Below are 20917 nucleotides of genomic sequence, written 5' to 3'. Positions count from 1 at the left end.
AGACAGGATTAACAGGATAAACATGATTGTTGCCTGTCGGCAAAAAAGACAATATATATCTTTCACTCACCGCGAAGCGGTTTAACAAATATCCTGTAAATCCTGTCTGAAATATTTTTATTTCTGTAATTAGACAGGATCAACGGAATGGACATGATTGTTGCCTTCGGCGAGAAAGACAATCTCTACCTTTCATCTACCGCGAAGCGGTTTAACAAATATCCTGTAAATCCTGTAAATCCTGTCTGAAATATTTTTATTTCTGTAATCAGACAGGATCAACAGGATGAACAGGATTATCGCCTGCAGCAAGAAAGACAATTTCTACCTTTCATCTACCGCGAAGCGGTCTTAAAAATATTCTGTAAATCCTGTAAATCCTGTCTGAAATATTTTTATTTCTGTAATTAGACAGGATCAACAGGATGTACATGATTATCGCCTGCGGCGAGAAAGACAATATAGATCTTTTTTCCCACCGCGAAGCGGTCTTATAAATATCCTGTTAATCCTGTAAATCCTGTCTGAAATATTTTTATTTCTGTAATTAGACATGATCATCGCCTGTGGCGAAAAAAACAATCTCTACCTTTCATCTACCGCGAAGCGGTTTTGCAAATATTCTGTAAATCCTGTAAATCCTGTCCGAAAAGATAACCCGGATTTTCTTACAACCAAAACGAGATATAATATGAGCAAACGATTAACTGACAAAAGAAACTTATTGTTTTTCGGGTTCGTGATTGCAGCTGCCTTAATGTGTTATATGCCGCTTAAAGAACTTCTTTCGACAACTTCAAACAGGGAATATTATTCTCATATACTTCTTATTCCTTTGGTTAGCGCTTATCTTCTTTATACGGAAAGAAAAGAAATATATTCCGAAAAATCCTATTCATTCGCACCAGGAGGCGCTCTTGTAATTACAGGAATTGTTTTATATGCAATAGGCCAATTAAAGGCTATAAATCTTAACAGCAATGATTATTCATCAATTTCAGTATGTTCCGCTCTTATTATGCTTATAGGCGCTTTTATATTCAGTTACGGAACCCGCGCTTTTAAACAAGCTCTTTTTCCGCTTTTATTTCTTGTTTTCATGGTCCCTATTCCCAGTTTCTTAATGGATAAAATAATTCATTTTATACAGGCTGGATCTACTGAGTTTGCAAATCTTTTACTGATAGCATCCGGTGTTCCATTTTTCAGGGACGGGTTTTATTTTCACCTTTCAACCATGAGCGTTGAAGTGGCAAAACAATGCAGCGGGATAAGATCATGTCTTGCGCTTTTTATTACCGCTCTTCTGGCAGGACATCTTTTTCTTAAATCAGGATGGAAGAAAACCATATTGGCAGCCTGTGTCTTTCCCATTGCCATGTTTAAAAACGGAGTCCGAATTGTTACTCTTACATTGCTGGGCACTTATGTTGATCCGAGAATTCTTCAAAGCGATCTTCACAGGGAAGGAGGAATCCCGTTTTTTGTTGTGGCTCTGCTGATGCTTGTACCGATTCTTTATTTTTTAAGAAGGATGGAAAAAAATAAAGAAAGTTCATAAGTTGGTAAGTTGATAAGCTCATATGGGGAAAAAAATAAATAGCTAATAAAAAGAAAGTTCATGAGTTGATAAGTTGATAAGCCTATTTGGGAAAAGAAAAAAACAACATATTAGCTAATGAGTTAGTCTGTTGATGAGAGTATTTATGGGAACTTTACAAAGCCGGGGATTTGCGTTTGAAGATCTTATGGTATGGCAAAAAGCAGTTGATTTTGCTGAAAATGTAATCAAACTTATCGATAATTGGGATGCCCCGAGAAAACACTATCGCTTGATCGAACAGCTTGAGGCAGCTTCTACAAGTATCGCTATGAATATCGCTGAAGGAAAAGGAAGATACTCACGAACTTACGAACTTATGAGCTTATGAACTTTTTAAATCATGTTTAACATCTACCTCTCATACATAGCAGCTGTTGTAACGGCAGGGATTGCGGTCCTTGCTCTGCGGCGTGATCCGCGCTCTTTTATACACCGTGTTTTTTCAGCGGGTATGATCCTGTGTTCAATTAATGCTGCGCTCACCGGATTGGTTTTTCAGTCATCTTCTGCTGAAGATTTTCTGCTCAGGCTGCATATTCAGACACTTGCATCATCATTACTTCCGGCTGTCTGGCTGCTTTTCAGCATCAGCTTTGCCAGGGCCAATTATGCCGAACAGATATCAAAATGGAAATGGATTATTATTTCCTCTTTTATTCTGCCCGTATCAATATTTGTTTTTTTCAGGGATTCTTTCTTTTCGGGCGAACCTGTTTTAACACAGACATCCGAACTTTTTATCGCAATCGGCAAATCCGGCTATTTATGGCATCTTATATGGATAATTTCTGCAATCCTGATTCTGATGAACTTTGAAAAAACTTTCCGCCATGCCACAGGACATATGCGCTGGCAGACAAAATTCATGTTTCTGGGCTTGGGAGCCATAATCGGAATAAGACTTTTCACTTACAGCTATGTACTTCTTTTTAAAGGCGTAACCACCGGTATTTACGCAATTAATCAGGGAGCGATCCTTGTGGCCGCAATACTTATACTGCGTTCGCTTCTGCGTGGAAAACCTCTTAATGCCAATATCCAGCTTTCCCATGAGCTTCTTTATAATTCATTTACAATGCTCATTGCAGGTATCTACTTTATATTGGCAGGAACGCTCACATGGCTTTCCATCCATTTCGTATGGATCAGCAATATTCATCTGGTAATTTTTTTTATATTTGTAGCTGCAATCGGGATAATCAGCCTGCTGCTTTCAGACCGGCTCAGGGTAAAGAGAAAACGCTTTATAAGCCTTCATTTCAAGCGCCCCCAGTATGACTACCGAAAAATCTGGGGAGATTTTACAAACAGGACCACATTAATAACCCAAACCAAAGATCTTTGCAGCATTGTTGTGAATCTGGTTTCGGAAACTATGGAGATTTTATCCGTAAGTATTTGGATAGTTGATGAAAAACAGGAAAGACTCTCTTTGGGAAGTTCAACGGTATTCAGCGATGCAAGAGCAGATACAATGAGCTTTTCAGGCCATAATATTTCCGATATTATCCTGACAATGGAAAATCAATCAATTTTACTTGATCTTAAAGGAAATACAGACGGCTGGGTGAAATCTTTAAACCTTATTTATGATGCGGAAACGAAAGAATCACATATTCGCTACTGTGTGCCGCTTAATGCCGCCGGACAGCTTATCGGGATTATGACATTAAGCGAAAAGGTATTTTATGAGCCTCTTTCTTTTGAAGAAACCGAGCTTGTAAGAACCATTGCAGATCAGGCAGCTGCCATACTTCAGAATCTTATGTTATCGGAGCATCTCCGAAAAATGAAAGAGCTGGAGGCCTTCCAGTCAATGTCCGCTTTTTTTATGCATGATCTTAAAAATCTGGCGACAAAACTTTCACTTGTAACACAGAATCTGCCTGTTTTTATGGATAATCCCGAGTTTCTAAATGATGCTTTGAAAACAATTTCACAAAGCGTATTAAAGATAAACAGCATGAGCAGCCGCCTCTCTCTTTTAAGCCGGAACCTTGAGCTTTCTTTGGAAAAAACAGATCTTGGCGAAATGGTTGTATCAGCAGTATCCGGTATAAAAGGATATACATCAGCTAAAATCACACAAAACATAAGTAATATCCCTTTGCTTTATATAGATCCCGAACAGATCCATAAAGTACTTGAAAATCTTCTTATGAATGCCTGCGATGCCCTTGGAGATGATGGAAAAATTATTGTTGAAACTTTTTGTAAAGAAAACTGGGCGCAAATTTCTGTTATTGACAACGGCTGCGGAATATCAGAAGAATTTAAAGAAAAAGATCTTTTCCAGCCTTTCAGAACAACAAAAAAACAGGGTATGGGCATCGGCCTTTATCACTGTAAAACAATTATTGAAGCTCACGGCGGCAGAATTGAAGTTGAAAGCAAAGAAAACGAGGGAACAAAGTTTATTGTTTTTTTGCCGATAAATAAAAAAGGATAAGGAAGGGCTCAGGGATCAGAAAAAAAACATCATGCAGAGGCCGGTTTGTAACCCGCCTGTTTCAGATCATGGTTCGGACAGCAAACTACGCTATTCGATATTCGATACGGGATAAAATATGAAAAAACCAAAGTTATTGATAGTGGATGATGATGAAGATCTGCGGACTCAGATGAAGTGGGCTTTGGCAAAGGACTATGGAGTTCTTCTGGCTGAAGACCGGAAAAGCGCTCTTGAAATATTTAATAAGGAACATCCGCTTGTTGTAACACTGGATCTGGGCTTGCCTCCGCATCCGGCCGGCGTGGAAGAAGGCTTTCTGACATTATCTGAGATTCTTGCCGAAAATGCCCAGGTGAAAGTAATTATAATCACCGGTCGGGGAGAAAAAGAAAATGCCCTACGGGCTGTTGCACAGGGGGCTTATGACTTTTTCTACAAGCCGATACAGATAGATGAACTGAAGGTTGTGTTAAAACGCGCTTTTTACGTATCCCAGCTTGAGCAGGAGCAAAGGAAACTGCAGAGACGGTTGAGCCAGGACACCTTTGAAGGTATGATTGGCACCTGCCCGAAAGTACTTGAAATTTTTTCAACTATACAAAAAGTATCAACAACGGATGCGCCTGTTCTTATCACCGGTGAAAGCGGAACAGGCAAGGAGCTGGTCGCCCGTGCGATCCACAGTCTCAGCAGGCGCAAATCACAACCTTTTATCGCTATAAATTGCGGCGCCATACCTGAAAATCTTCTTGAAGGCGAGCTTTTCGGCCATGAAAAGGGATCGTTTACCGGCGCTCATGTCCAACGCAAGGGACGTATTGAGATGGCGGAAGGAGGCACATTATTCTTAGATGAAATTGGTGAACTGCCCCTCTCTCTTCAGGTCAAACTGCTGCGCTTTCTTCAGGAAAAGGTTATCGAACGTATAGGCGGAAGAGAAGAACTTGAAATTGATACCCGTGTTCTTTCAGCCACAAACCGTGATCTGGAAGAGGCTATGAAAAACGCAAGTTTCAGAAATGACCTTTATTTTCGTCTTGGAGTGGTTTCCATATCGCTTCCGCCTCTAAGAGAAAGAAAAGGAGATGTTTTACTTCTCGCAAAAATTTTCCTTGACCGGTATGCTGATGAAAACAAAAAAAATATAAAAGGATTTACAGCTCAGGCTATCGATGCCATCGAACGGTATGAATGGCCGGGAAATATCAGGGAGCTTGAAAACCGCATAAAACGCGCCGTTATAATGGCCGAAAGCAAAAAAATAAGCCCTGAAGACCTTGAAATAGCTTCCGTAAATTCAAAATTTGAAACCATGGGACTTAAGGAAGCCCGCGAAGCTTTGGAAAAAGAACTGATTTTAAAAGCGCTCTTCCGCAACAGCAACAATTTAACTAAAGCTGCTTTGGAACTTGGCATAAGCCGCCCGACTTTATATGATCTCATGGAAAAATTTGAAATCCCGAAAGAATAATACCAACGGAAACCAGGATCAAGGATCGAGGTTGGAGGTTCGAGGTGCAAGGTACGAGGTGCAAGGTGAAAGGTGAAAGGTACGAGGTGCAAGGTTCGAGGTTCGAGGTTCGAGGTTGGAGGTTCGAGGTGCAAGGTTGGAGGTGAAAGGTTCGAGGTTCGAGGTGAAAGGAAAATGCAGCACCTTCATCCTTTAACCTTTAACCTTGAACCTTTATCCTTTTACCTATCATTTTATAATATAATACCCTGGTGAAACCTTATATTTATCAAGCATAGCAAGATATGAAGGGTTTATGCCGGAAGAAGAATTCACCATAAGCTCTATAGTTATATTCCTTTCATTTCCTCTTATATAACCTTTTACCCTCGCATATATTCCATTTCCCTCCATTACCAGAGATTTTATTGTAATTAATCCCTTCTCTTCAATCAGAACTCCGCGTGCTTTTTTAAACATATCAAGCGGAATCAAACCGGCACCTCTTATATTTGCATCATTTAAAGAAAATTTAATTTCGCTTTGCTTTCCTTTTTTTAACAGATCAAAATCAATGTTTCCTGTACCGTCAATTCCGAAAAAGTTCTTAACTACAAGCAAATCTGAGATATCAATTCCGCTGCCATTGATTTGTGCAACCGGACCCACTCCTTTTTTAAAACCAACATTTCCATTGATGTTTCCCTTCTTCGTATTGCATTGAAAATCTATTCCCGGAGATAATTTCAAAAAAGAGACAAAATCTATTCCTGCCTTTAAATTATAAATTATTACAATCAGCCTGTTGTCAGGATAACTTATTCTGACACTTTTTATTCCGATATTATAAAAAATCCCTTTTTCAAAGCCATTGTAATCGACACTGATCCTGCTGTATTTTTTCAGGGAATCCTTGATAAAATCGGATATAAATCTTTCGGGAACTGCGATTATCCATACCCCCCAAAAAACAAAAAACACTATTGCAATAAAAAGGGCTGCTTTTTTCATATAATATTATTGATTCCAATGATTTATATAGGAAGTATCAAAGCTTGATGCCTGTTAATTTACCATACTCTGACACGATTGTTGCGTGTTTTTTGGAGCTTTTTCGGTAAACAGCGATATGTTCATGGAAATATCCAAAAGTTCAGGAAATGCAAATGATTTTTCTATCGACACTTTATTTATTTTAAGAAGCATGGGCACATTTTCTATTTTATAAAAAATATTGACCAGTTCATTCAGACTGACTTGTTCCAGCATAACCTCAGCATTTTTTTCATTCATCCTGCCTTCTGTTTCTCTTTCCTCTAAATTCTTTACAGACTTTATCTTCCCTTTAATTCCAAGCGGTAAAAACACTTCATCCAGGGCATGAATAATGCTGTCGATTTTTGACAATGATTTTTTGTTTTCAATATTGCTTATATGCACTTTCAGGTTATTATATTCATTACTTAAAGCATAAAAGCCATTTAGCCTTACTTTTAGTGCTGATAGTTCTTTTTCTGCTTTTTTATCAAATAGATATAAAGGAATAATTAGAAGATAAAAACATAAAAGAAGAAAGAATATTATAATATTACTGCGGGAACATTTATTATGGATATTTTGAGATAAATTTTCAGCGATATCCTTTAGTCTCATATTTATTCGGGCCTTTGCCTGGCAACTACGGTAAAAAACACCTTGCCATCTGTTGCCGGTTTAATATCCGAAATCAAAACATCCGATAAGTATTGTTCATACTTTGCCCTGGCCTTGTCCACAGATTCCATCGAAGCAGCCTCTGCCTTCATTTTAATAAATCCTTTTTCAAACCGGATTCCAGCATACACTATCCCCTTTGCAGGTTTTTCAGAAAGTTCAAGAATAAAACGGAGGGGATCTGCTCCTGTTAAAACATCACTCTTTTTTTCCATCTCTTTTATATGAGATTTCATCTGATATACTTCATCAATTATTTTTTTTTCATCCGGAAAAAGCTTTGCATACATATTCCGCAATGCCTTCTTCTGCGAAGAAATCTCTTTTTTTGTTATTACCAGATCAAAAAGGATATTTGCATTGATAACAAAAGCCAGTAAAAAACCCAGAATCGCCGTTGTTTTGAGAATACGATTTCTTCTGGCAATGTCTTTTGTATATGCCAAAGGGCCGGATCTTAAATTGATGGTCGGTTTTTCTATCTCGAGTGCTGCAGCAACTATTCTGTCGAACTCTATCTCACTATCCGTATTTGCAGCAATGCGTTCGGCAAGAGAAAGCACTTCATCACCTGCCTGAAGAATTCTGCCGAGGGCTATAGATGTAATTATGCGCGGATCAATATTATTAAAAGCAAGCTTTTCAATCTCAGCATCAAGGATTTTTTTATCGGCATAAACTACAAGTATATCAAATCCGCTTTCAGTAGCTTTAAGAACAATCGTATCAAAAATAATAATAATTTTGGGATTATCTTCAATAATAAGACTTTCAAGTTCCAAAGGTATTGTTTTATCCAGTTTTTCCTTGTCTGAATATGGAAGATTAATTATCCTGAAATTTAACAGATCAATGGGGATACTGAGATAAAATTCATTGATATCTTTCGGGATTTCATCAGATAAATAGTCAAGTTCTTTCTCAAATTTATTTTCCCCTGAAATCTCATTAAAAATATATATAGGCATTTTATACTGCTTATTCTCATTTTCATCCTCCTTCAAACCGGATTCGGAAACAGCTTTTTCATAATGAAAATCAATAAAGCCTATTTTTTTCATAACTCTCCAAATTGCCCGATTAATCTTATACAAAACATATAAAAGACAGTTGGCTGATTGCCAGCTGTTAAACCGCCTGTCACCCGACCAGCCTTTCACTCATCAACTCTTATCAACTCACCAACCCACCAACTCATGAACTTACGAACTTATCAACTTATGAGCATCCTTTAACCTTGTTCCTTTAACCTTTAGCCTCGAACCTTTCACCTTGTCCCTTTCACCTTTCACACCAGTATCTAGTTACAAACATCCGGCCGTTATTTTCCACAACACATTCTATTATTCTCTTTATCTTGTCATTTTCTGCCGTTGACGTTATCCTCAGATTCACAGCTTTTACTACAATCTTACCCATAAGGGACTGTCCGAGAGAACCCTCAAATCCTGCGATTTTAACCAGATCGCTTGCACGCTCGAGAGGTTCAATATCCCTGTATTTTATAATTCTTTCAGCAAGCCGCTCGCTGATATCGGCATTAAGGGCCATAATTACCGGAATAGACGCGCTGTTGATATTTACCAGATCGGAGGTAAGTCCGTCCACACCATATACTGTGATAAAAGGCCTTAATGATTCATATGTTTTTAAATCCATACCAGGCAGAAGTCTTAGTTCATCCATGCTGTACATATATGCATTTTTAGCACCTGTTTCGGACCCGGCAACCCTTGATTCACTGTCGCTGTCTATCCAGTCTGCAATCCTGTATGCAATTTGTTCTTCAAGCCCAATATTTTTCAAAAGCCTCTTAAATAATTCAATCGCCACATCATTTGTGGTTCCATTAGGCCAGACAATACTGTTTAAATTAAATTTTGCGTTCTCATCCTCCACTCTTACAAGAACATTACCGCCAGCTCTGCCTGCGGCTTCGGAAAATATGTTTCCCAGAGGGATCTCATATTTGCCGGGATATGTGTATGTATTAAGTAGCTGTTTATCCGAAATTTGTTTTTTGGCAATAGTAATCCCGGATTTGGCGGCCAGCGACAGCTGCCGGCTTACTATCCAGTTATTAAGACTTGCATTAGTTGAATATACATCATGCACAAACTCAACAACCATTGCTGTCATAATAGCAAGGATCATAATTGTGAGTATAAGAGCCATTCCTTTATTTGAATCCATTGAGGAATTTGAATAACTCATAATACCGACGCAGAGCCCCCATTATAAGTAACTTTCCCTACTCTGGGCTTTGCTATATCAGAAATTACAAACAGCCTGCCAGACTTATCCTGTTTGTCTTTGTTTGTAAGAAAAAAAGTAACGGAAATTTTCACCTCGTCCGGAACATACTTTGTCAAAGAGCTGTCCCAGGTTTTTACCCAGCGGTTCCCGAACCTGCTCTCCACGGTAAAAGATTCCACATCTTCCAGCATATCAACCTTATTACTTGCTGATGGCTGAGATAAATCAGGTTGAGAACAAGCTGATATTATTTCTTTTGTTATGATCAGCCTGCCATCTCTCTCATCCACATTATAGTTTAGTTTTACCACACCTTCTATAGAAGAAGAAAATGAAGTCATAGTCAGCCGGGAGGTCTGCCGGCCAAAATAATCCCTGTCTTCCGTACTGAATACAGAATAGTTATTATCAGGAGAATAATATACAGATTCAATTTCTCTTTTTAATATATCAACAAAAGCACGCGATTCCTGAAGTTTAAGCAGAGTACCGTCAACTGCCGCAAGCGCTTTGTGAGAAAGAAAAAAAGTCTGATAAAGGGCGGTCAGCACCACAGATAATATTGCTACTGATATCAATATTTCCAATAACGTAAAACCTCTGTCTTTCCTCACTTCTTTTCTCCGCCACATGACCCCTGATCCCTGATATTCTGGCTTCCTGTTTTTGGCTTTTCAATTACCCAAAGCGGGCGGGTTATGAACCAGCCCCTACGCCTGGCCCCTGATCCCCGCTTTTGGCTATAATTTCTGAGAGTAACACTTTTTCTTTCCCGTCTGTTACCGTAACCCCTATTTCCAGCATACCCGGATATTTTGAATCTGAAACTCTTGTTTCATATTGGATATAGGGATAAGGCTCCGGAAATTTTCCACGACTTTCGGATGGATTATTTTCCATCCCGTATATTTTTTCATGAGCCAATATATCAATCTGGGTTAATACAATCTGCCTATCAGCAATACTCAGATGATAGTTTAATGAAGAAATGAGGGTAAAAAGAAGCCCTCCTATAATGGCGAGGCTAATCATGACTTCAAGGAGGGTAAATCCTTTGTTCATCTTTAAACCTTATCCTGTTTTATTATTTTTATTCTGCCACTTAAAAAATTTGAACTAACCCCAATGCCTGAATCATCATCCTTTAAATTAATTACGAAACTTTCCGATGAACCCATAGGAGTAAAAAATATATTTACTTCTCCATCAGATACAAGGCCTCTGGTTTGCAACAAAATACTTGCCAGATTCTTGATACCCTCTTTTTTTTCGCCTTCCGGGCCTTTGTAAATAAGAGTTTTACGGCCCAGATCAAATTTAGCAGCATAAGTCTCTTTCATGGTTATTGCGCTATCATTAAGATAACGCAGCACCGATGCCAATAAAGCCGCTTCGGATTTCAACTTGCCGCTTTCATGAAAGCCAATGTTTGGGAAAGATACCATAAGCATTACAGAAATGATAAAAATCACAACGATCAATTCAATAAGGGTAAACCCATTATTTCCTGCTTTATTCAATTATCCCCCCAAAATCGAACAGCAAACGGCGTATTGCAATACGCCCCTACACCCTGAATCCTTTTACCTTCAACCTTTAACCTCGAACCTTTCACCTTGTTCCTCGAACCTTTATCCTTGTTCCTCGAACCTTTCCCCTTCAACCTTGCTTTCCCCTTATCAACTCACCAACTCACGAACTTATGAGCTGTTTTTTCCCCTTGAACCTTATTCCATATCCCCCCAGTTATTAATATCCGCATCCTTACCTTCTCCGCCTTCTTTGCCATCTCCGCCAAAACTCATAATATCACAATCACCCTCTAGGCCGGGAGAAATAAATATGTACGGATTTCCCCATGGATCAAGCGGTATCTTTTTTTGTTCCAGATATCCGCCCGCCCTGTAATTCCTGGGTATTCGCCCTGTCTCAGGTTTTGTTGTAAGGGCATCAAGGCCTTGTTGAGTATCAGGATAAAAGCCATTGTCAATTTTATACAGTTTCAGAGCGGTTTCAAAATTTTTAATCTGCACCTTTGCTTCTGTCACACGGGCATCATCTGTTCTGCCGATGATTTTCGGTGCAACTATCGCAACCAGAAGGCTTAAGATAAAAACTACTACAACAAGCTCAATCAGAGTAAACCCTCTTATTAAAATATATTTTTTTTGCATATCCTGCCTCAATAAGTATATCTAACAGCAATTTATATGGCTCGCAAACCGGTATATTTGAGACATATGGGCGTATTGCAATACGCCCCTACACCCTGAACCTGGTTTACTCTTATGAGCTTATCAACTCACCAACTCACGAGCTATTTTTTTCTTTCACCTTGAACCTTGAACCTTGAACCTTATTCCTTGAACCTCGAACCTTTCACCTTGAACCTTTAACCTTTTACCTTTAACCTTTATTTTATAAGTTGATTCATCTGAAATATCGGAAGTAAAACTGCAAGAACTATAATACAAACCACAAAACCCATTACAAGTATCATTATCGGCTCAAATAATGATAAGGCCCTTTCGATTTTTCTGTTGAATTGCTCTTCATATGAATAGGCGGCTCTGTTCAATGTCTGAGCGAGATTGCCGCTTTTCTCACCGGTTGATATAAGCCGTAATATAATCGGCGGAAATCCGGGCAGGGAGGAGGACATCTGCTGTCCTGCTGCTACTTTTTCCACTGAATTGAGAACAGAATTTTCCAGCTTTCTGTTGCCTATGGATTTTGCAGAAAGTTTGAGCGCTTTCAACAAAGGAATGCCCCCACCGAGAAGAGCGCCCATAGTTCTTGCAAATCTTGCATAATACAGGCTCTGAATTATATTGCCTGGCAATTTGAGAATAATACCGTCAATTTGTGTTCTGTATTTAAGAAGTATCTTTCTTAATGAAACAGCCGCCGCCACGCTTACCGCAAGTATTGCCCACCAGTATTTGGAAACAAAATTGCTTAACGCTACAATTACTACAGTAAGAAAAGGCAACGAACCTCCTGTTTCTGTAAATATTCTTACGATTTTGGGCATTACAAAAGAAAAAAGGAAGAAGAGAATCAGGGTGCTTACCCCGGCCATTAAAAGAGGATACACAGTTGCAGATCGTATTTTAGCTTTTATGGAAGCCTGTGTTTCAAGAAAATCGGCAATCTTTACAAGAACCATATCTAAAGATCCGCTCGTCTCACCGGCCTGAACCATATTAATATAATATTCCGGAAACACATATCCATAGCTTTCCAGCGCTTTATGAAGACTCGTACCGGAAGAAACGCTTTCCCGTATCTGATTCAGCAGATCACCATAAAATCCGGGATATTCATCAGAAAGTGATTGCAAAGCATCCATAAGCTGAACTCCTGAAGCAAGAAGCATCGAAAGATTTCTTGTAATATCAGGCAAAAAAGTATCATCTTTTTTTTGGAATATACTTCTTTCAGGTTTTCCGGTTATTTCCAGAATATCTGTGGGAGAAATCAGTTTGGCCTTTAAAGCAGAAATTGCATCGGAATGTCCCTCGGCCTCTATAATGCCTTTTGTTTCCGCACCTTTGGAATTATATCCTTTGAATTTAAATTTCGGCATAGTCTTTCTGCGTGACTCTAAGTATTTCCTGCAATGTAGTAATGCCTTTCAGAACTTTATCAATTCCCTCCGCATAAAGGGTTCTCATTCCCTTAGAAACTGCGTACTCCCTGATAGCCTGGGCATCGACCCGCTGTGAAATCATTTGTCTTAAGTTGTTGTCTATGGAAAGAATTTCAAAGATCCCGGTTCTTCCGAGATAACCGCTTTCCCTGCACTCCTTGCATCCTTTACCCCTGTATAATTGTTCTACCGGCATAGGGAAATAAGCCTCTTCCGACGGCGCGGGCATAAAAGTCTCCTTGCAATAAGGGCAAATATTTCTGACAAGGCGCTGCGCAACAACTGCCACAAGGGAAGAAGCAACAAGGAAAGGCTCCATCCCCATATCGGCAAGTCTTACAATAGAGGATACCGCATCATTGGTATGAAGCGTGCTTAAAACAAGATGCCCTGTCAGAGAAGCCTGAATCGCTATTTCAGCAGTTTCAAAATCACGTATTTCACCAACCATTATAATATCAGGGTCCTGCCTCAGTATTGATCTTAATCCGGATGCAAAGGAAAGGCCTATTTTAGGATTCACCTGCATCTGTCCTATGCCCTTGAGTTGATATTCCACAGGATCTTCAACAGTTATGATATTTCTTCCTTCAGTATGAACTCTGTTTAAAGCGGCATACAGGGTTGTTGTCTTACCGCTTCCTGTCGGTCCGGTAACAAGGATAATACCGCTTGTGTTCTCAAGAAGCTTTTCAAAATTATTTTCATCCTGTTTATCAAGTCCCACTTCATAAAGACCGATAAGCCCCTGTTTCCTGTTAAGCAACCTTAATACAGCTCTTTCTCCGAAAGAAGTAGGAATAATAGATACTCTGAGATCTATGTCCTGGCCTCCGATAAGAAGCCTTATACGTCCATCCTGCGGAAGCCGCTTTTCGGCAATATCAAGATTGGCCATAATTTTTATCCTGCTTATCAGAGCCTCCTGTATGATTTTAGGAGGACGCAGAACCCTGTGCAGTATCCCGTCAATCCTCATTCTCACTTCAAGATCTTTTTCGTAAGGCTCTATATGGATATCACTTGCCCTTTCTTTGAATGCCTGCTGGAAAAGGGCATTAAGAAGCCGGATAATAGGGGCATCTTCAGTAAGCTCAAGGATGTCTCTCGGTTTCTCAAACTCCGTTGCCACGGAAGACAGATCCTCTGCCGCCATATTGTCCATAACCTCTTCGGCATTACTTATCTGGCCGTAATATTTGCTGATAGCCTCAATGACAATACCCGGCTCCGCTCTTAAAGGTTTAACCTTAACACCAAGTCTTTTCGCCAGCTCAACAGCAGCCAAAAGGCCATTATTACCGGATACTGCCGCAATCAGTGTTTTCTCTTCTATTCTAAGCGGTATGACAAGATTATTTTTTGAATAGAAATACGGAACCTGACTCAGAAGATTAAGATTTACTTCATTATCTTTGATATGCTCTAAAGTTTCCATTCTGATTTCCATTATCCAACAGCAAAATTCACTGCCCGATCTTTTGCTTACCAACTCACCAACTTACGAACTGTTTTTTTCTTTCGCCTTTCACCTTTATCCTTTAACCTTGAACCTTTATCCTTACTTCCTCATTCCCTATCCCTGCTTTTTTCTGCTGAATCATGAATCAAGATCCTCGGAACAGGTTCAACGTTTTGCACTTCAGGAATTGATGAGAAAATATCTATTGCTTTTCTATAATCCATGCTCTTGTCAAGCGTAAGATGGTAAACGCCGCTTTGAGTAATTTTGGCATCTGATATCTTTTGTTCCAACAGAATCCTGCGAATAACCTCTGCGCTGACACCTTCTTTGAAGGTAACAATTAATTCATCAGCCGCATACTGTTTTTCTTTATGCATATAATCGTTTAGCTTATTATGAGTAATCATGGAAAGATCGGAGGAATCGTTGATGATATAAGGAGTAAGAAATACCAACAGATTTGTCTTTGCCCTGGAAATGCTTCTGTATTTAAAAAGCCAGCCCAAACCCGGGATATCTCCTAAAAGAGGAATCTTTGTGATCGACTCTTCATCCCTTTCCTGCATGAGCCCACCAATTACAACAGTCTGTTTATCCTTTACTGCCACAGATGTTTTTGTAGATCTTTTGGTCATAGTAGGACCTATTGATGTGATAACATTTTCGGAACCGGCTTTTTGCGCTGAAATTTCCTGATATATATCAAGTTTTACATATTCCCCCTCGTTTATCTGAGGTTTTATCTTTAAAAGTATACCAACATCTTTGCGTTCTATTGAAGTCAGAACGGTTGAGGTTGTTGTGACATCCCTTTCCCTGTTTAAGATCAAGGGAATATTTTCACCTACCAGTATTTCAGCTTCCATATTATCTGATGTAAGAATCTGAGGCGTTGAGAGGACATTTACAGCATCCTTGAAATCGCTCATGCTAAAAAGTGCCGTAATCCCTGGAACTTTAATATCAGAAGTTCCTCCGGCCACAAAAGTCTGCGGAACTGTGAAATAATTGGACATGCCGCCCAATGTAAGACCGGTCATACCTGAAAGTATGGAATTTACTGTTGCAGCATCAACCGTTCCTACTCCCCCCACAAAAATAGGCTCGCCATTCCTTGTAACCGCAGCGCGCCATTTTGATCCCAGCTCAAGCAATTTATCAATGGAAACTTCGGCAATCATAGCTTCCACAAAAACCTGCTTTCTTCTCTTATCAAGCTTTTTTATGATTTGCTGCAGGTTCTGGTAATCTGCCGGAGTGGCGACAACTACCAGAGCGTTTGACGCCTTGTCCGCCGTAATAGCTATGCCTCCGGCAGTCTCAAACACAGACATGGCCGCAGCCGGCTGCTTTGACTGGCCGGCTTTCACCAGATCCTGCAGCACTTTTGCAAGTTCAACAGCATCTGCATTTTCCATGAAATAAACATTGATCATTCCATGGGCCTCAGGAGAACGCACATCAAGCAGGGAAATAAATGAATGCATTGATTCTTTTATGGATTTATCTCCGAACAGAAGAACTGCGTTTAGCCTCTGCTCTGCAACAGCCTTTCCGGTATTACCGGGCATTGCCTGTGACAATACTTCCCGCTGCCCCCGGTTTATATTTTCATTTACCATCTTGGCAACAGTTTCAGCGCTTGCATATTTAAGATATACAATTTCAGGCATCTCTCCAATATACGGCTGGTCTATTGACTCAATAATGGAAGCTATCTTTCTGATATTTATTCCCGAATCTATTATCAACAGCATATTGCCGGGTCCGAACACAGATGCCAAACCATCTTTAGACACCATTGGCGCAATAAAGTTAAGCGCTTCTTTGGAAGAAACATTATTTATCGTTATAAGTCTGGCGACATAACTTTCATTGGCAGGAAGTTTTTTTCCCGATACTTCCATTCCGTCGTGTTTTGCCTCCGGAGTAGGAATAATTTTATAAATACCTGCTATAGTTGGAATAACAGTATATCCTTTTAATGCAAGCACGGATGTAAACAGACTGAAAGCATCGTTAACACTGATTTTTGACGGAGCAATGATTGTAACTTTACCCACGAAACTCTCATCGAAAATAAAATTCTTTCCGGTAATTTCACTCACAAATTTTGCAACAACAGGAAGGTCTATATCCACAAAATTAAAGCTTATCTTCTCCGTGTCTTTTGAAGCCGCAAAAGCATCCGGAGCAATATACCCGGTGAATATAAAAGATACAGCCAACAACAGAATCCAAATATTTTTTTTACCGATCATGCACGCCTGCCTTATCTTTACCTGATTTGATATGTCATAGTTTCTCTTTTACCGGATCTTATGATATCAAGCTGCACCATGTTCGCCCCCTTTAAGGCTGAAAATGCCCTGAGCGCTTTTTCGGGGTTTGTAATATCGTAATCGTTTATTCTCATAAGAATATCATCATTTTTCAATCCAAGAAGGCTATGTATTCCGCCACTCTTGACTTCTCTTACAATAAATCCCTCCTGATGGTTATCCACCATATTGGGGATTAATCTTGCCTGGGAAAGAAACCGGCCGGGATTGTCCAGCGCTTCATTGATAATCTTCTGATCAATAACATAATCCCCTTTATCAAGTTGCTCTGCAGAAGAGGAAGGCTCATTACTTAAAGATTCTTTGTTCTGTTCAATAGCCAAAGATTGAACCACGGGAATTTCCGAAATCAAATCTCCATTTTCTATATAGACCTTATCATTATCCACTTTTTTCAGCAAACCGGTTCCCGGTATAATTTCACCCGCCTTATATATCTCCTGTTTACCGTTACTGCCCGCAAATACGGCATAGCTGAACATATCATCACCTGAAATAGTCCCAATCAGTTTAATGTCCGAAGCTGGAAGCGGCATGTCGGATGAACCGCCTAGTGGTTTTAAGGTATCGGTTTTGAAACCAAAAGGATTATTTTTAAGAATGGATTCATATTCCATCAGATCTTTTTTTGCATATTTCGGGCTTGCAGCCTGAAAAGAAACCGGAGATTTTACATTTTTTTTATTATAACCTCTTGTAATTAAACTACGTATGCTTATCAGAAAAAAAACAATCAGTACAGCTAAAAGAAACAAATTAAAAATGCTCAATACATCCGCTTTTCGGTAAAGCATATTATAACCCCCGGAATAAGCAACCTAAAAAAATAGATAATAACTTTATCATGTTATCGAAATAAGTCAATTATATTATCACCCTGCTGAAAGCTGATCCTTACCTTCCCCTTACCAACTTATGAACTCACGAACTCATGAGCTGTTTTACCTTTCACCTTTAACCTTTCACCTTTCCCCTTGAACCTTTAACCTTGAACCTTGAACCTTTAACCTTCTTCCGTCGGTTTTCTTTACAATTTTATCAAGCACTTTTTTTATATTATATCATACCAATTTTACTATATATTTTTGCCTTTTTATCCTGACAAATCTCCTTTTCAGCCTTAAAATCGTCGGTTTTCTTTACAAAACCGTCACAATATGTATCTATGGTACTTATATTATTATATATAGCGTTTATATTTATTTTGCGGCTATTTGCAATGCAGGCAAATCAAACGAACATACTCCTTAAACATCTATTTCCGAACCAACCCCCCTGCCCCTGAAACCGGCTGTTTTACCTTATCAACTTATGAACTTACCAACTCACGAGCTGTTTTTTTCTTTATCCTTGCACCTTTAACCTTGCCCCTTGCACCTTTCTTTCCCCTTACCAACTCACCAACTCACGAACTCACGAGCTGTTTTACCTTGCCCCTTTCACCTCGAACCTTGAACCTTCTTCCGTCGGTTTTCTTTACAATTTTTCTATAAACAGACAATAAGTGCCCCTTATTCCCTTCATGGTGATACTTATATTAATAAATTTATATAACTTTATATATTATAATATCATTTAGTTAATAGATATTATGCAAATAATTTAATCCCGATACTCCAAATCAGGCATATTCATTGCACACAATGTATTACAAAATAAAAATGTAATTTCACAAAATAATAGAAAGGAAGTAAATATGAAAAATTTAAAGAAAATGATACTCGGTGTGATTATGATGATGCTTATGGTAGTAATGTTTGTGGCTCCAAATTCTTATGCCGATACAATTGCTACTGGGAACTGGATTAAGTTGTATAATGGAACGTATGGCACTACTGCCGGAGGAGAGTTTAATGTATGGATGAGTACAAGTAAAACAGGAACATATACAAATCAGAACTTTAGCACCTTTTGTATTGAAACTGACGAATATATTAATTATGATACTCCACTTTATGTTGAGAATATAAGTAAATCTGCAGTCAATGGTGGTTCTGGAGGTCCAGACCCAGATCCTCTTGACGTAAAAACAGCTTATCTTTATTATAATTTCAGAATGGGGAATTTAAGTTCACTCACTACGGGCACATGGAGTTACGATAATACCGGAATAGATGCCCTACAGAGAGCTATATGGTATATTGAAGAAGAAACTTCGGGGATAAATAATTATCTCGTTACACTGGCCAACAATGCCTCTGCAGCGGACAAACAAATAGCTTATAATAATGTATGGATACTAAACCTTACGGATGGAGCTCAGTACCCAACAAAAAAACAGGATCAACTAACTCTTATTCCAACAGTTCCCGAACCAGCCACACTTCTCCTTCTTGGCTTCGGTCTGATCGGACTCGCAGGCGCAGGCAGAAAATTTAAAAAATAGATTAAAAGCGGTTTACGGTTGACGGTTTACGGTTGACGGTTGACGGTTGACGGTTTACGGTTTACGGTTTACGGTTGACAGTTGACGGTTAAAAACGGTTAACGGTAAAAGAAATTTAAAAAAATAATTCAATAAAAAAGAGGCAGAGTCGAAACCGGCTCTGCCTCTTTTTTATTTGCCGGATATTGATATCCTAAAATCACATGTTGCCTCCGCTTTTTATTGTTGCACACATTAAATTACGGACTTACAAAAATCCGGGCGTATTGCAATACGCCCCTACACCTTTAACCCTTCTTTCCCCTTATCAACTTATCAACTCACGAACTTATGAGCTGTTTTTTCATCTTATCCTTTAACCTCGAACCTTTATCCTTGCACCTTTAACCTTGCCCCTTGCACCTTTCTTTATCAACTTACGAACTTACGAACTCATGAGCTGTTTTTTTCTTTATCCTTATTCCTGGATTTTTAACCCTTGCGGCCAGTTACAGCATATTTCAAGGCAGATTTTCAAAATCATCTAAATCCTTATGCCGTCCACTCGATTTCTTATTAATCTTCAATTTATTCAAGCTAATGATATTTACTTCAATTCCATCTATTTCATCAACAGCCCTATTTTTAAAGCATTCCTCAAAATTAACACCGGAAATTGTGGTTAGTATTTCAATCCGCATAGGAGCAATACCCATGCGTACAATACTATTCTTTTTAAGGAAGAGTTCCTTAGATAATTGGGGGGTATCAAAACCAAATTCCTTTAAAACTAACACCATTTTCTCCGCAGTTTCAGGATCTATAGCTATCCAAATATCCATATCATTTGTTGCCCGTGGATACCCATGATAACCGACTGCATAACCGCCAATCAATAAATATTGGATATTTTTAGCCTTCAGCAAATTCAAGAACTCTTTGAAGTCCGGAGGTAGCACCATGTCCATAGTTAATCCTTCTTAACACTTCAATATGCTGCAATCTTTCAATTGGATTCCTGGAAAACCAATAGTTTTTGTCATCCGATTGATCTGATAATGTCATTACCGAGAAGAATTTTTTGTCTATTTTTATATCAACTAATTCTTTATCCATATTTTTCACTTTCGATTTATTTTCCGGTCACTTGATATTACTATCTATTATTAATACATATAAGTCAAGCCATCTTCTTTTTTCAGCTTACGCACTATTTTTATCTCTCACAGAGCACATGGAATTGAGCTCCTTATCAAGAAACCGGAATCAACAGGAATGAATGGAAAAAATCGGATCATTGATCACATCTTTGTCTCCCGTAAAGATGCTTGATGTTGGGCGCGCAATCCGTTTTGCTCTCGATATATAAAAAAATCCGGGCGTATTGCAATACGCCCCTACACCTTCAACCTTGCTTTTCCCTCACCAACTCACCAACTTATGAGCTTATGAGCTTCTTTTCCTTTCCCCTTATCAACTTATGAACTCATGAGCTGTTTTTTTCTTTATCCTCGCACCTTTAACCTTGCCCCTTGCACCTTTCTTTTCCCTCATCAACTCACGAACTCATGAGCTGTTTTTTCACCTTTATCCTTTAACCTATCTTTTTAAGCGCTTTT

General features: G+C 39.0%; 18 protein-coding genes and 1 pseudogene. 5 read left to right on the top strand and 14 right to left on the bottom strand.

The genetic code is table 11. From position 1 onward, the window contains the following. Positions 1–691: 691 nt before the first annotated feature. The 4 genes from VXK47_RS06105 (at position 692) to prsR (ending at position 5526) form a co-directional block, all read left to right on the top strand. A complete protein-coding gene (locus VXK47_RS06105; RefSeq protein ID WP_435547884.1) occupies positions 692–1561 on the top strand; it encodes an exosortase/archaeosortase family protein in 870 nt (289 codons plus the stop codon). A gap of 145 nt (positions 1562–1706) precedes the next feature. Next, entirely contained in the window at positions 1707–1931 is a 225-nt protein-coding gene (locus tag VXK47_RS06100) for a four helix bundle protein (RefSeq protein WP_435547883.1), read from the top strand. Positions 1932–1943: 12 nt separating this feature from the next. After that, a complete protein-coding gene (gene prsK / locus VXK47_RS06095) occupies positions 1944–4052 on the top strand; it encodes an XrtA/PEP-CTERM system histidine kinase PrsK (protein WP_435547882.1) in 2109 nt (702 codons plus the stop codon). A 118-nt stretch (positions 4053–4170) separates the two neighbouring features. Beyond that, positions 4171–5526 (top strand): PEP-CTERM-box response regulator transcription factor, encoded by a 1356-nt coding sequence (prsR, locus tag VXK47_RS06090; RefSeq protein ID WP_435547881.1) that lies wholly within the window; start codon positions 4171–4173, stop codon positions 5524–5526. A gap of 228 nt (positions 5527–5754) precedes the next feature. On the opposite strand, the gene gspN is transcribed toward prsR, so the two are convergent. The 12 genes and pseudogenes from gspN to VXK47_RS06030 all read right to left on the bottom strand — a co-directional run bounded on the left by gspN (position 5755) and on the right by VXK47_RS06030 (position 17727). Further along, entirely contained in the window at positions 5755–6516 is a 762-nt protein-coding gene (gene gspN / locus VXK47_RS06085) for a type II secretion system protein GspN (protein ID WP_435547880.1), read from the bottom strand. Positions 6517–6570: 54 nt separating this feature from the next. Beyond that, positions 6571–7158 carry a hypothetical protein gene (locus tag VXK47_RS06080; protein ID WP_435547879.1) on the bottom strand — a complete coding sequence of 196 codons (588 nt, stop codon included), beginning with the start codon at positions 7156–7158 and terminating at the stop codon, positions 6571–6573. A 2-nt stretch (positions 7159–7160) separates the two neighbouring features. Then, entirely contained in the window at positions 7161–8279 is a 1119-nt protein-coding gene (locus VXK47_RS06075) for a hypothetical protein (protein WP_435547878.1), read from the bottom strand. 220 nt (positions 8280–8499) lie between these two features. After that, positions 8500–9432: a type II secretion system minor pseudopilin GspK gene (gene gspK, locus VXK47_RS06070; protein ID WP_435547877.1), complete on the bottom strand. Its 933-nt coding sequence runs from the start codon at positions 9430–9432 to the stop codon at positions 8500–8502. Beyond that, positions 9429–10088 (bottom strand): PulJ/GspJ family protein, encoded by a 660-nt coding sequence (locus VXK47_RS06065; RefSeq protein ID WP_435547876.1) that lies wholly within the window; start codon positions 10086–10088, stop codon positions 9429–9431. The genes gspK and VXK47_RS06065 overlap by 4 nt, the downstream gene beginning before the upstream one ends. An 82-nt stretch (positions 10089–10170) precedes the next feature. Continuing rightward, positions 10171–10539: pseudogene (locus tag VXK47_RS06060) on the bottom strand (type II secretion system protein); the annotation flags it as partial. Beyond that, entirely contained in the window at positions 10539–10994 is a 456-nt protein-coding gene (locus VXK47_RS06055) for a pilus assembly FimT family protein (protein ID WP_435547875.1), read from the bottom strand. The gene VXK47_RS06055 and the pseudogene VXK47_RS06060, both read right to left, overlap by 1 nt. A gap of 207 nt (positions 10995–11201) precedes the next feature. Further along, entirely contained in the window at positions 11202–11648 is a 447-nt protein-coding gene (gspG, locus tag VXK47_RS06050) for a type II secretion system major pseudopilin GspG (RefSeq protein ID WP_435547874.1), read from the bottom strand. 239 nt (positions 11649–11887) lie between these two features. Next, positions 11888–13063 carry a type II secretion system F family protein gene (locus tag VXK47_RS06045; protein ID WP_435547873.1) on the bottom strand — a complete coding sequence of 392 codons (1176 nt, stop codon included), beginning with the start codon at positions 13061–13063 and terminating at the stop codon, positions 11888–11890. After that, positions 13050–14564, bottom strand: a complete 1515-nt coding sequence (gspE, locus tag VXK47_RS06040) for a type II secretion system ATPase GspE (protein ID WP_435547872.1) — start codon at positions 14562–14564, stop codon at positions 13050–13052. The genes VXK47_RS06045 and gspE overlap by 14 nt, the downstream gene beginning before the upstream one ends. A 131-nt stretch (positions 14565–14695) precedes the next feature. Beyond that, positions 14696–16852 carry a type II secretion system secretin GspD gene (gene gspD, locus VXK47_RS06035; RefSeq protein ID WP_435547871.1) on the bottom strand — a complete coding sequence of 719 codons (2157 nt, stop codon included), beginning with the start codon at positions 16850–16852 and terminating at the stop codon, positions 14696–14698. Positions 16853–16869: 17 nt separating this feature from the next. Next, positions 16870–17727: a type II secretion system protein N gene (locus VXK47_RS06030; RefSeq protein ID WP_435547870.1), complete on the bottom strand. Its 858-nt coding sequence runs from the start codon at positions 17725–17727 to the stop codon at positions 16870–16872. A gap of 902 nt (positions 17728–18629) precedes the next feature. On the opposite strand from VXK47_RS06030, the gene VXK47_RS06025 reads away from it, so the two are divergent. Further along, positions 18630–19319, top strand: a complete 690-nt coding sequence (locus VXK47_RS06025; protein WP_435547869.1) for a PEP-CTERM sorting domain-containing protein — start codon at positions 18630–18632, stop codon at positions 19317–19319. A 500-nt stretch (positions 19320–19819) separates the two neighbouring features. Here the strand turns inward: VXK47_RS06025 and VXK47_RS06020 are convergent, their stop codons facing one another. After that, positions 19820–20224: a nucleotidyltransferase gene (locus VXK47_RS06020; protein ID WP_435547868.1), complete on the bottom strand. Its 405-nt coding sequence runs from the start codon at positions 20222–20224 to the stop codon at positions 19820–19822. After that, the gene (locus tag VXK47_RS06015) at positions 20211–20414 is read right to left on the bottom strand and encodes a hypothetical protein (RefSeq protein ID WP_435547867.1); all 204 of its coding nucleotides are present in this window, start codon (positions 20412–20414) and stop codon (positions 20211–20213) included. The genes VXK47_RS06020 and VXK47_RS06015 overlap by 14 nt, the downstream gene beginning before the upstream one ends. Between the last annotated feature and the right edge of the window lie 503 nt (positions 20415–20917).

Source organism: Desulfobacterium sp. N47, assembly GCF_051233685.1.
Taxonomy (GTDB): Bacteria; Desulfobacterota; Desulfobacteria; order Desulfobacterales; family RPRI01; genus RPRI01.
The sequence above is the reverse complement of the archived record's forward strand: the minus strand, read 5'-3'. Positions and strand labels throughout refer to the sequence as shown.